This is a genomic window from Tannerella forsythia 92A2 (genome assembly GCF_000238215.1).
In the GTDB taxonomy this organism is placed as follows: domain Bacteria; phylum Bacteroidota; class Bacteroidia; order Bacteroidales; family Tannerellaceae; genus Tannerella; species Tannerella forsythia.
In genome coordinates, this window is sequence record NC_016610.1 from 744,756 (window position 1) to 757,424 (window position 12,669).

10 protein-coding genes and 2 pseudogenes are annotated in these 12,669 nt (G+C 39.5%); 11 read left to right on the top strand and 1 reads right to left on the bottom strand.

The window, feature by feature from the left end; translation table 11 throughout:
- Positions 1-116: 116 nt before the first annotated feature.
- The 10 genes and pseudogenes from BFO_RS03075 to BFO_RS03115 all read left to right on the top strand — a co-directional run bounded on the left by BFO_RS03075 (position 117) and on the right by BFO_RS03115 (position 11,469).
- On the top strand, positions 117-3,614 hold the full coding sequence (locus BFO_RS03075; protein WP_014224134.1) for a hypothetical protein: 3,498 nt from the start codon (positions 117-119) through the stop codon (positions 3,612-3,614).
- A complete protein-coding gene (locus tag BFO_RS03080; protein ID WP_041590623.1) occupies positions 3,592-4,041 on the top strand; it encodes a response regulator transcription factor in 450 nt (149 codons plus the stop codon). Before BFO_RS03075 ends, BFO_RS03080 begins: the two co-directional genes overlap by 23 nt.
- Entirely contained in the window at positions 4,038-5,282 is a 1,245-nt protein-coding gene (locus BFO_RS03085; RefSeq protein WP_014224136.1) for a phosphorylase family protein, read from the top strand. Before BFO_RS03080 ends, BFO_RS03085 begins: the two co-directional genes overlap by 4 nt.
- A 52-nt stretch (positions 5,283-5,334) precedes the next feature.
- Entirely contained in the window at positions 5,335-6,357 is a 1,023-nt protein-coding gene (locus BFO_RS16015; protein WP_099046119.1) for an ATP-binding protein, read from the top strand.
- A complete protein-coding gene (locus BFO_RS16020; protein WP_244262956.1) occupies positions 6,314-6,451 on the top strand; it encodes a winged helix-turn-helix transcriptional regulator in 138 nt (45 codons plus the stop codon). The genes BFO_RS16015 and BFO_RS16020 overlap by 44 nt, the downstream gene beginning before the upstream one ends.
- A 3-nt stretch (positions 6,452-6,454) precedes the next feature.
- The gene (locus BFO_RS03095; RefSeq protein ID WP_014224137.1) at positions 6,455-7,027 is read left to right on the top strand and encodes an SRPBCC family protein; all 573 of its coding nucleotides are present in this window, start codon (positions 6,455-6,457) and stop codon (positions 7,025-7,027) included.
- A gap of 224 nt (positions 7,028-7,251) precedes the next feature.
- Positions 7,252-7,458: a helix-turn-helix domain-containing protein gene (locus tag BFO_RS03100; RefSeq protein ID WP_041590624.1), complete on the top strand. Its 207-nt coding sequence runs from the start codon at positions 7,252-7,254 to the stop codon at positions 7,456-7,458.
- Between the two features lie 11 nt (positions 7,459-7,469).
- A pseudogene (locus tag BFO_RS13990) lies at positions 7,470-8,045 on the top strand (BRO family protein); the annotation flags it as partial.
- Between the two features lie 44 nt (positions 8,046-8,089).
- Positions 8,090-10,417 (top strand): glycoside hydrolase family 3 N-terminal domain-containing protein, encoded by a 2,328-nt coding sequence (locus BFO_RS03110; protein WP_014224138.1) that lies wholly within the window; start codon positions 8,090-8,092, stop codon positions 10,415-10,417.
- An 89-nt stretch (positions 10,418-10,506) separates the two neighbouring features.
- On the top strand, positions 10,507-11,469 hold the full coding sequence (locus BFO_RS03115; protein WP_197556422.1) for a sialidase family protein: 963 nt from the start codon (positions 10,507-10,509) through the stop codon (positions 11,467-11,469).
- Here the strand turns inward: BFO_RS03115 and BFO_RS16755 are convergent.
- Positions 11,447-11,652 (bottom strand): annotated as a pseudogene (locus BFO_RS16755) (transposase); the annotation flags it as partial. The gene BFO_RS03115 and the pseudogene BFO_RS16755 sit on opposite strands and share 23 nt — an antisense overlap.
- A 494-nt stretch (positions 11,653-12,146) precedes the next feature.
- On the opposite strand from BFO_RS16755, the gene BFO_RS03120 reads away from it, so the two are divergent.
- Positions 12,147-12,617: a hypothetical protein gene (locus BFO_RS03120; protein WP_014224141.1), complete on the top strand. Its 471-nt coding sequence runs from the start codon at positions 12,147-12,149 to the stop codon at positions 12,615-12,617.
- Positions 12,618-12,669 lie beyond the last annotated feature (52 nt).

Sequence of the window (12,669 nt, forward strand, 5' to 3'; positions counted from 1 at the left end):
TGAACTTGGATCGATTGTAGGATTTAGTTGTCAAGAAGGATTGCGATGATATCGAGTATCAGATATAAGATTTCTAACTTCATCATTTGTATTTGTGTAGTGTAAAGAAAAACAGTATGGCAAACAAACGATTTATACCTCAAGTAATAGTACCTGAAATCAAGGCAGATTGGAAGGATTATCAAGTTTTACAGGCTTTCCTCGCCATGAAAGGCGATAAAAGGAGATCGTCGGAAATCGCATATACACTGAAATATACTGGTAATAATGAATTAATAAATCAAACTTTAAGCAGCCCATTTAATTCGCATACTTTATTAAGCAGTGTAATATGGGGTAATATTTTACCAAGAAGAATAGAGGATCTAGGCACAGGTTGGAATCGCTATTTTTTTAAGCCTCAATCGCTAGATATCGAAATAAATTGGGTACTACAATGTTTTAAAAAACATAAGAGTATTTTAAGGAATTTTGTGTCTTTGCGCGACAACGTGGAAAAAAATATTCTTCTTGGAGATTATTCACAGGCGGAGTTGTTATTGGAACAATCTTTAAAAAGTATTGGATATACAGTTTGGTATTATGAAATGCGATTAACAATAGCAGGTCTTCAAAATAACTTGTCGAAAGGTATTGAAATTGTTAGTCGATTTAATGCAATACACAAGGATTTAAGACGTGGATTTGTTCCAATAGTATTATCAAATATATTATCAAGAAGTCAGCGCTCTGTTCCACCTTATGAATATGATGCAAGTCTTTACTCAAGATATAAGAAAAACAGAACTGAATTTCAGAATGATCGCTACAATTACTATTTATTCCGCTTAAATTACTATCAGAATTATAATATTGATGATCTTTCTGTTTGCTTGATAATGGAAAGTTTGAATTCTGTAGTAGATAGGTATATATTAATTAATTATATTCTTAGGTCTTATGTAATTGGGGATGATGAAAGCAAAGATATAGTAGGTAATTATGCAAAATTACTTTATCAAATAACATCTGATCGTTGCTGGATTCCATATCTCTTGCTTAAACCTTATAAGAAATTTCCCGAAGAATATTATGATAGAAATTTCATATCTATATTGGATAGATACTATACTGGACAATACGATAATGTGATCGCAGAATGCAAAGAATTTTTAGCAGAAAAACCATATCATTTTGATGTTCTAAAGTTGTATTGTAGAGCTCTTCTTTTTAAAAACAATGGCTTTAGACCAATAATAAATAACACAGACTCTGTTTTGAATGAGGTGGCAAGACTAGTTCATTCAGTGATGACAGAACAGGATAATGCGGGAAGTATCGATTCATTATATCAACGCAGCAAAAATTTGCATGGGCTAACTTTCTCTAGTGGGCTGGATTATTATATAAAAGAAGAAAAAAAGTGGTTGAAGGACTCATGGCTTCATTTATCATCCATGACATGTTTTGACCCATTATTTACTACGGCATTTGAGGATAATGAAGAAAAATTAGCGTATTTAGATTGGGGTCTGAAACATGATAATGGTTCAGTCGTTATACCATACCAAAAAAGGAGAGTGGAGAAATTAACGACAGAAGAATCAAACGTTGTTGGTTATATACGCGAGGTTGATAATGCAAAAATCACTTTTGAAAACAGAGAATACGAAAAAGCTATAGATTTATGGACTTCTATAATTGACAAGAACACAGAATATACACCTACTGTTCAAACAGCGGTAGAATATACTTTTATGTCATACATAAGTATGGGTATATCTTATAGACAGAAAGCCGTCCGTTTTTATGTAGATAAGTATATAGCCAACAAGGCTTTTGTATCTAAGGTAGATACAAAGCAATTTATGATAGATATTAAGAATTCAAGATATGAGGGGCTCAGAAATGATATTGATTTTTTGATCTTTGTTTTCTTAAACGCAGAGAATTATCCACAAAAACAGTTCGTACTAGAAAGTTACTGTAAATATGAAAATGTAGTATATCCATCTGATTTATTGGCAAAACTCAGAAGAAAAGACCAAAAGATGGTGGAATTATTCCTATATCTGCTTGTTACGGATGATTTACTATACCATCATTACAAATTGAAAAGTACACTTGAGGTGCTTGATGAAAAAATAAAGATTACCAGTTATCTGAAGAGCTCCTTCCCAGATAATTGTCTTTATGCTAATATGTGTACAGAATTAATGCACGAAATAGTTGCATATAGAGGAATGAAAAAACTCGATGATAGTAAAATCTTTGTGAATGAAGATGCAATAATGAAGTATGAACTAAGCAAAATTGATGATCTGTATGATAGATTTAAAAAACAAGCAGCCTTGGTTCGTAGTAATAGAGTATTTGTTCTAGTTAATGGAACTGATTTTTCACATAATAATGCAGCTGATTTGATAGATGATATTGCAACATATTCAACTAATGCAATAGAAGAAGTTGCACTACAAATTTTCAATCTAATAAGATTTGCATTCTTGAAAAGTAGATTTGGCTTGGGAACCTATTTGAGTACACGAATAAGGCATGGCGTATTTGAGGGAGAGTTAAGGTCTGATTTTGAGAGATTAAATCTTATTCTTAGCCAGTCAGGACAACGATATATGCCTTCTGATTATTGGCGAGTAGAGTATTCTTTAGATTCGGGAATATGTAAAAACTTGTATGATGCACAAGCAAAATTCTCAGATAATATTGACAATCTAATTTCATCATTCAAAGATTCTGTTATTCAAATTTGCGTCGATGAAGATAACGAAAAAAAAGGAGAGTTTGATTATACGATAGACACAAAAGAATTATGTGATCGCCTGATGGAAATCGAGTCTAAAACTCATAATCGGGAATCATTTTGTAAAGGTGTAATTGATTATCTTTGGGAGATAACAGAGGCGCGTCTGGAGATTGTTAGGGCAAGGATATCTAAAGAATTAAAACCAGGAATATTCAAACATCTGCAAACCTTGGAGCAATGTTTTGACTCTCTTTCAGGCCATAACACTTTGTGCACAGATTTGAAAACTGCTGTCAATAATGCTAGAGCTGCACTAACAAAGAAACTAACCAAGGTTGAGAATTGGTTTTATAGGCAGGAAACCAAATTTGAAGATTTTGATATCGAAAGTCATATTCGTATGACTATGGAACAAGCAGCAAGATATTATCAAGATATCCATGTCGAAATGGATATGAAAATGGAGCCTTTGCCTGCTCAAATACGTGCTGAATATAGTTCTTCTATGTTTGATTTATTCTTTATCTTCTTGACAAACATGCTAAGATATAGTAAGAATACAGATTCTAGAATCTTCCATATAAGTTCTCAAATGATTGATGAGGCTAAGATAGAAATATTGTTGGTTAATGATCTTCGAGATGGAGTTCAAGAGGAGGAATTAAATCATACTTTTGACGAAAAAATGAACGATGTAGCAAAGTTACAGCAAGAAGGTGGCAGTGGTTTAGTAAAGGCCATGACTATAGTAAAGTACGATTTTGGCAATACCAATAATACTTTTACCATTAGAGCTACTGACGGAAAATGCATTGTCGGTATATTATTCAACATTAAAGATATGTTAGCCAGTGAAAAGAATATTGCTAGTTGAGGACTATGAAGAGAAGGCGAATAATATACTGGCCTTCTTAAAACAGGAATTTCCTGATTGTGAGGTTAAGCAATGTACATCGTATAACTCTGCACAAGAAGAGATATTTGAACATGGAAGTGATTATTCGCTGATATTGTTGGACATGTCTATGTCAACCTATGACTTGTCAACAGATGCAAGTGGTGGACTCCCAGAACCATCTGCCGGGCAATATATTCTTGAAGGTATGTTTCTTCGAGAAATTATGACTCCAGTTATTGTCGTTACTATGTATAACGTATTTGGTCGTAAACAGTTGGCAGTTTTCGATGGTGATCTTAAAAAAGACTATCCTCAAAATTACAAATCATATGTCTATTATTCTTCGCAAAAAAATGATTGGAAAAATCATTTAAAAAGACAAATAAAAGAAATCCTATCATGATACAGATTTTATTATTAGATGACAGTAATGATAAGAGAGAGGCTCTTAAATCCGTTATTTTGCCATTATTTCCTCAGGGTGAAATTTTAATAGAAGAAGCTTGCTGTCTAGTAGATGGGCGAGAAAAGCTTCAGACAAAAACATACGATATGCTCATCCTTGACATGGTGCTTCCTGAGCATAGGGAGGATCAAGAGAGAGAGATGAATAGGCGTGGAGGAGTTGAGTTGTTGGAAGAAATATACATTAACCAAAGTATAAAGAAACCAATCCAAATAATTGGTCTAACAGAATTTGAGGAAGAGTTTTCTGAACAACAGAAAGAATTTAAGGACAAGTTGTGGTATTTGTTATTTTACTCACGTAAGAATAATGAGTGGAAAACACAGCTTAAGGATAAAGTGTGTCAATTAGAGCAAATGAAGAAAGGCATAGAGAAGTCTATTAAAAACTGCAATAAATTTCACTTAGGAATCATTTGTGCATTGAATGAAGAATTTGTAATGATGCAAAAGGCATTCGTTAATTGCAAATGGGAATCTATACAAATAGAGGGACTTCCGTATGTATTTAAGACAACTAAGGTCACTAGTAGTCATATGAAAGATTATAGCATTATAGCCGCATGTGCAAATAAACCAGGTATTTGTGCAACGTCAATTCTCGCTTCTGCCATGTATAATCGTTTTGGCGTTGATACAATTTTTATGACTGGCATCACTGCTGGTATAAATAATGGCGATGTTGCATTAGATGACATCATAATTGCAGATGCTATACACGACTATGCTTCTGGGAAACTCAAAGAGGAAGTATCAGGAGACATTAGGTTTTTGAAAGAAATGAATCAAATACCTGCAAATCGTAATTTAATTGCATTGGTGACTGATTTTATATCTAACCCTGAACATTTGAGAATAATAAATGATTCTATTCATGATGCCAACCTAAAAGAAGAGAAAAGTAATGTATCTGCTTGTATAGCCAAAACTGTGTGTGGTCCTTTTGTTATTGCTTCTTCTGGAGTTGTCGAAAAACTACAAGAAGACGAACGTAAATTGCAAGCACTCGATATGGAGGGCTTTGCTCTTTATGCAACAGCTCATACTCTTGATAAAAAGGCTCTATGGATTAAAGCTGTGTCGGATTTTGCAGATGTAAAAAAAGAAGATAGTCATCATAAGACTTGTTGTTTTGCTAGTGGTGCTTTTTTGTACGAATTCATTAGAGAAATGCTATAATGCACGATTCATATGGTTAACAATCATATTCTTTGAGCTAGAAATAAACAAAATGTTCTTTTATGAAGCATTAGCATTTGATGAGTTGATAGATAATTCGAACTTTGCACCAATAAAATACACTGTAACAGAGGCAGAAGAAAAGATACTTACCGAAAGACGACTCTCCAACGTTCATACTTTTGATGCTATGCCTTGTTTGGGAACGAGCATTGACGACTTGGATGTATCTCTCATTCGTAAGGAATTTTTGCCCAAGGCTGTGGCAGAGGATATTCTCGGTGAAGACAAACGAGATATTACGGATCAACTCGCCTCCCTTGGCTTATATGATTTGCGTTATAACTGTCCGACTAATGGGGCTATTGTCCTATTTGGAAAGAATCCTGAGCGGCACGTACATGGGGCGTATATTCAATATGTTCGCTTCAAGGGTAAGGATCGTGCGGGTGATATTCTCAACGAACATAAGTTTAGCGGAAATCTTTGTAGGGTATTGCCTAAGATTGATGTTTTTGTCGAGACAAGTATCTCTCAAAAACGTCCCATTCCCGTAAGTGTACTCCGGGAAGAAACAGTTTCTAAGTACCCATATTGGGCTACTCGAGAGTTGTTGATGAATGCCATTATGCACAGGGATTACGAGGGTAACGCTCCTATTCAGTTTTATGAGTACGACGACCGCATCGAGATTCAAAACCTTGGCGGCTTATACGGTAAGGTCAGTCCCGACAATTTCCCCAATGTTAGCGATTATCGGAATCCCTTTATTGCCGAAGCAATGAAAGTCTTGGGCTATGTAAACCGATTCAGCCGTGGAGTCTACCGAGTTCAGAAGGAGTTGGAAGAAAACGGTAACGGGCAAGCCTCTTTTGATTTTTCATTGATTACAGCTTTTCGGGTGGTTGAGAACGTTTCTCAAAAATATCTTGAAGAAGGCTTTGGGGGAGAAACATCCAAGAAATATCCAAGAGACTACCCAAGAGACTACCCAAGAAAGGATTTTAGCAGCTATTCAGGCAAAGCCAGAAATTACTCAAAAGGAATTAGCTCAATCTATCGGCATTACTATTGATGGCATTAAATATCATATTAAGAATATGACCAAGCAAGGTGTCATCAAGCACGAAGGCTCTACAAAGGCTGGAAAGTGGATAATAATCAAATAGAACGTGAAGAATGTGTTGTACATAATATTGGGCATGCTTTTATTGCTTGTATTGATTGTCGTGCTCATAGGAAGAACCAGAACAGAGACAAAACAGTGCATTTTGAATGCCCCTGTTGATGTCGTTTTTGCTATCGTGACCAACAATCAAGAATGGCATTACAGAAGTTCTTTGGATGATTTGGAGATCATCTGTACCCAAGGGGATCTTGAAGAATGGGAAGAAACAGCCAATGGCGTAACTATCCGATTCAAGACACTTGAGAAAAGACCGCATTCTTTCTACAGTTTTGAGATGGATAGTAAAATGTTTGCAGGAGAGTGGCAGGCAACATTCGAACCGATGGAAGGAGATAAAACTCTATTCACTGCAACAGAAAAGATAGAATACAAGAATCTGTTCTATTGTTTAGTGGGGTGTGCTTTTATGGACTTAAACAAGTTTATGACCACATACCAAGAAGAACTCACAGCTCGGATAGAACTTGAAAAGCAGAGCAATAAAGGCAATATAACCGATTGTTTGCAATCAATTTCAGTAATCATATTTGTACCATGTAATTACAATCTGCTGTAAATCAGCACAGATTTGTTTGGAAGGTGAAGTAGTCCGACCTCACACATCATAAAAAGAAGGTGTACTATACAAAGCTATAAACGTATAAGTTACGAAGAGAAGAGGGTATATCACAAAGTGATTTCACCCTCTTTTTTTGTATCATCAGGGAAAGAGAAATAAATCCTTTCCCTTTTTCTATGCTATTTCATATCTTTGCGCTATCAAACAGCTTATGGGAAACAATGGATAGACCCATGAATCGAATAAAAGAAGTGCTTGAGGAGAAAGGAATCAAGCAAACATGGCTTGCCGAGAAGCTTGGCAAGAGTTTTACGATAGTGAACTCATACGTTTGCAATCGTGGCCAGCCAAGCCTTGAATTGCTATTCCAAATAGCCAAGATTTTACAAGTCAATCCTAAGGATTTGATTAACACTCACGATGAATAACGATTTTCATTATGGCAGAACATAAAGAGCAACATAAAAAATCTATTCGTTTCTTCAACGACCGTGAAGTAAGGGCGGTATGGGACGATGAACACAATAAGTGGTGGTTCTCGGTACTTGATATCATTGCAGCAATCAACGAGCAAGAGGATTATCAGAAGACAAAAAACTATTGGAAGTATCTTAAAACAAAGTAAAAAAAGGAGAACAACGAACCGGTTAGTGGTACTAACCGGTTCAAAATGCAAGCCCCGGATGGGAAACAGCGCCTGACAGATATGTTGGATAGCGAGGGCGTAGTCTTATTGGCAAAGGCAATACCTAACAGCAAAGCAATGTCATTTCTCGATTGGTTTATCTATAGCGACAACACCATTGACGGACAGAGCAAGAAGAAAGCCTGCCAACTCTTTGAGAGTGGTCTCTTGAAAACGGCAAAGCCTGGGAGTTTAAAGTGTCTGCAACAAATATACGCTTATCTCTTTGGCGGATTATATGACTTTGCGGGACAAATCCGTACCAAGAATATTTCAAAAAGAGGATTTACTTTCGCTAATTGTATGCACTTCCCCGAAACCCTGCAAACAAGAATTGCCGGTATGATCATTTAATGTGAATTAAAATAAAAAAAATGTTCTTTTTTATTTTTTCGGTTTTCTATATCTTTCAATTATCGGCGCAGCCGATTTACAAAAACCACAATGCTTCCACCGAAGAGCGAGTCGCGGATTTGTTGTCGCGGATGACTTTGCAGGAAAAAATAGGCCAACTCTCTTGCCTTCTCGGTTGGGAAATGTACGAGAAAGTGGATAATCAAACCGTGAGGCCGTCTCAAAAATTCCTCTCGCAGATGGACGAAATGCCCATCGGTGCATTTTGGGCAACGCTTCGTGCCGACCCGTGGACACGAAAAACACTTGAAACCGGATTAAATCCCCGGCTTTCGGCAGAGGCTCTCAATGCGTTGCAGAAATACGCCATGGAAAACACACGGTTGGGTATTCCCATTTTCTTCGCCGAAGAGTGTATGCACGGCCACATGGCTATCGGTACCACGGTTTTTCCCACGTCCATTGGGCAGGCAAGCACCTGGAACCGTACATTGATTGAGAAAATGGGTGCTGCCATCGCACACGAAACCCGCTCGCAGGGAGCACATATTGCTTACGGTCCTGTGCTCGATTTGGCGCGTGAGCCCCGCTGGTCGCGCGTAGAAGAAACTTTTGGCGAAGACCCTGTGCTGTCAGGCATTCTCGGCAGCGCGTTTGTGCGCGGATTGCAGGGCAAGGATTTCGCCGATGGCCGCCACACCTATTCCACGCTCAAACATTTGGCGGCGTATGGCATTCCGGTGGGTGGGCACAACGGAAGGCAGGCGCAAATCGGTGCGCGCGAATTGATCGCCGAACATCTTCTGCCGTTTGAAATGGCCGTGAAAGCAGGTGCGCAAAGCGTGATGACATCGTACAACGCCGTCGACGGCGTTCCGTGCACATCAAACACGTATATTCTGAAAAAGATTCTTCGGGGCGAATGGGATTTCAACGGTTTTGTGGTTTCGGATTTGGGAAGCATCGAAGGCATTGCCACTACGCACCGCGTAGCCCCCGACATCAAACACGCCGCCGCTATGGCGCTCAATGCCGGGGTGGAAATGGATTTGGGTGGCGTGGCCTATACCCGCAATATGGAACAGGCGCACACCGATAGCCTGATTTCGATGAGCGAGATAGATGATGCCGTAAGCCGTATTTTGCGCCTGAAATTTGAAATGGGATTGTTTGAAAGTCCGTATGTTCAACCTTCTCGCACGACGGAGATCATCCGAAGCAAAGAGCACAACCGGTTGGCACGAAAAGTAGCAGAAGAGAGCATCGTGCTACTGAAAAATAACGCCAATCTGCTGCCTCTTTCAAAAAACATCGGCAGTATTGCCGTTATCGGGCCCAATGCCGATAATCTCTATAATCAACTGGGCGATTACACCGCACCCCAGCCCGAAGAACACATCGTAACCATACTCGAAGGCATCAGAAACGCCGTTTCGCCCACTACCGTGATTCGTTACGTCAAAGGATGCGCCGTTCGGGATACCACGCAAAGCAACATCGATGAGGCCGTTCGCGCAGCCAATGCGTCCAACGCCGTTGTTTTGGTTGTAGGCGGTTCCAGCGCGCGCGATTTCCATACCAAATACATCGAGACAGGCGCGGCAACCGTATCGAGCAGAGAAAATGAACTGATTCCGGATATGGAATCGGGCGAAGGATACGATAGAAAATCCTTGACACTGCTCGGCCATCAGGAAAAACTTATCGAATCCATAGCCGCAACCGGAAAACCGTTGATCATGGTGTATATACAAGGTCGTCCGCTCAATATGAATTTGGCTGACAAAAAAGCCTCCGCACTGCTCACGGCGTGGTATCCGGGCGAAGAAGGCGGGAATGCTGTTGCCAATGTTATTTTCGGCGATGTAAACCCGTCAGGGCGATTGCCGATTTCCGTGCCACGTTCGACAGGGCAATTACCGGTGTATTATTCGCTGGGAAAATCAAACGATTACGTGGAAGGAACCTCCACACCATTGTACGCCTTTGGTTATGGACTGAGCTATACCGCATTTGAATACGGTAACCTGACAATCTCGCGCGAAGGCGGCAACATCACGGTTTCGTGTACCGTAACCAATACCGGAAATACCGATGGAGACGAGGTAGTACAGCTGTATTTGCGCGACCACGTGGCTTCGGTTTCCGTGCCACCTGTTTTACTGAAAGATTTTGCTAAAATATCGTTAAAAAAAGGCGAATCCGCCCGCGTGAATTTCGTTCTCACCCCCGAACAACTTGCTTTTTTCAACACCGATTTAAAACGTGTGGTGGAGCCGGGCGAATTTACGGTAATGATTGGCGCCGCATCAAACGATATCCGGCTGAAAGAGAGTTTTGTATATTGATTTATCATTTTTTTATGTCTGCAAAAAGCATTTTTTTTCTTATTTTCTTCGGCTGTACTTGGTTGGCTGCATCGCAAACACCTTATTTTGTGATTGATTCAGGATTTGTTTTCGAAAATCCACCGTTTCAATCGTGCCATTCATCTACCGTGGTGGAAATGGAAAACGGAAACGTACTGTGTGCATGGTTTGGCGGAAAGCATGAAGGAAGCAACGATGTAAGCATCTGGTTATCCGAGCTAAGCAGCGGAACTTGGACATCCCCCACCCTCGTTGCCGACGGCATACAGAATGATACCACTCGGTATGCATGCTGGAATCCGGTACTCTACCGCGACAAAACGAAGCTCTTCCTTTTCTACAAAGTGGGTACGTCGCCTTCGACGTGGTGGGGTGAATACAAAGTTTCAACTGACGACGGAAAAACGTGGAGTAAAGTCGCGAAACTTCCCGACGGAATCCTTGGGCCAATAAAAAACAAAGCCATCCGCATAGGGAAAACCGTACTGCACCCATCCAGCACCGAAACGGCAGGAAATACGCGTTGGAAATCGTTTATTGAACTTTCTGACAGGAATCTCACGCAATGGAAAAGCGTCCCTATCGACACGGCATCTTCATACAAAGTAATTCAACCGACGCTGTTGTGCTACGGAGAAAATCGTATTCAGGCGCTTTTACGCAGCGACAGCAACGAAATTTTGCAAAGTTGGTCCAACGACAACGGCCAAAGCTGGACACCGATAACCGGAACAGGTATTTTGCATCCCAATTCGGGAATTGATGCCGTGGGTTTATCAAACGGCGTAAAACTGTTGGTGTATAATCCAGCCATTAAAGGTGAAAACTGGTGGGACGGCCGCAGTCGCCTGACCGTTGCCGAAAGTGTGGACGGATTAACGTGGAATGACATCCTGATACTTGAAAAACACGAAAAAGGAGAATTCAGCTATCCTGCCATCATTCGGCTTAAAAACGACGATATCTTAATCACATACACATACAACAGACTGAAAATCAAATACGTATTTATAAAAACAAGATCAAGATAAAGCATCGACCCAATAAGGTCCATCCGACAATTTGCGGGATACGGCAATCATGTAGCGCATATAGTCGTAGGATAAAGTACTCTCGTCTCTAAATCCGTATACGTTTCTCTTCATGACCTTAATCCTGTTGTTGATACCTCCTGCCTTTCCTGTGGATATGCGAAAACCGTACCACGCAAGAATCCCCAATGACTCAGTCTCCTTCTCACGTTTCTTGGAACTGGGCTTTGAAGAAAAGGCGCACGATCATAGCACGATCTGTTCAACAAACAGTTGAAAAAAAAGAAGAAAAAGCAATCTCCCTGTGGAGGGCTGTAAGCCTGGCATAAAATGTTGAGTTGTTTAATGGTTGAGTTGTTTTGATTGCCTGGCTGAATGCTGACGACTGAACGCTGAATGCTTTGTGTAACGTGCGTGCGTTGCGTAACCTTTGCGATCCTTGCGGTGATCTTACCACAAAGGACGCAAAGAACGACGCAAAAAAACAGTCATAATATTTGCATATTCTCAAAAAATGTTTCTAACTTTGTAGTATCATCAAAAAACGCAAGGCTATGGAAAAACGACCGACACTCCACCCGACAATTCGATGCGCCTCACAGACCGCACCGGAGGCGCAGCGTAAAAGAAATATCCGGAACGCGGAAAGTAATTATAAACCTTAAAAAAAAGAAGATATGAAGACAAAAATCATTTTATGGATAGGTGCCTTGCTTTTGCTGATAGGAGAAGCGGGATGTGAGAAAGAATTATCGGATACCGAGCTTATGAAACAGCAAATAATCGGTACATGGGAATGGACTGTTTCCTATCAACCGGGAATTTTATGGGAAGTTAAACCTATTCCCGGAGAGAAGCGAGAAATAACATTTATCGATGATCGGGTATTGGCTACCCATAACAAGGAAATTATCGACAATAAACCGGTGATTACCGATAATAAAAAAGTGATCTTGGATGGAAGTTATGTCCTCTGTAAAGAAAAAGATAAATTTTATATAACCATAACCCCGAAAGAGGGAACAGAGGATTTGCAGTACTTAGTTGGTAAAAAAGAAATCTCTTTAAATGAAGATGGTAACACTTTAATTTTTTCTTATTATATAGGAAAAGGAGGCTTTAGCACCGTTTACAAAAAAGTAAACTAATCTTTTAACTTTATCAAAATAAAACGATATGAAAAACAAAATTTTATCCGTA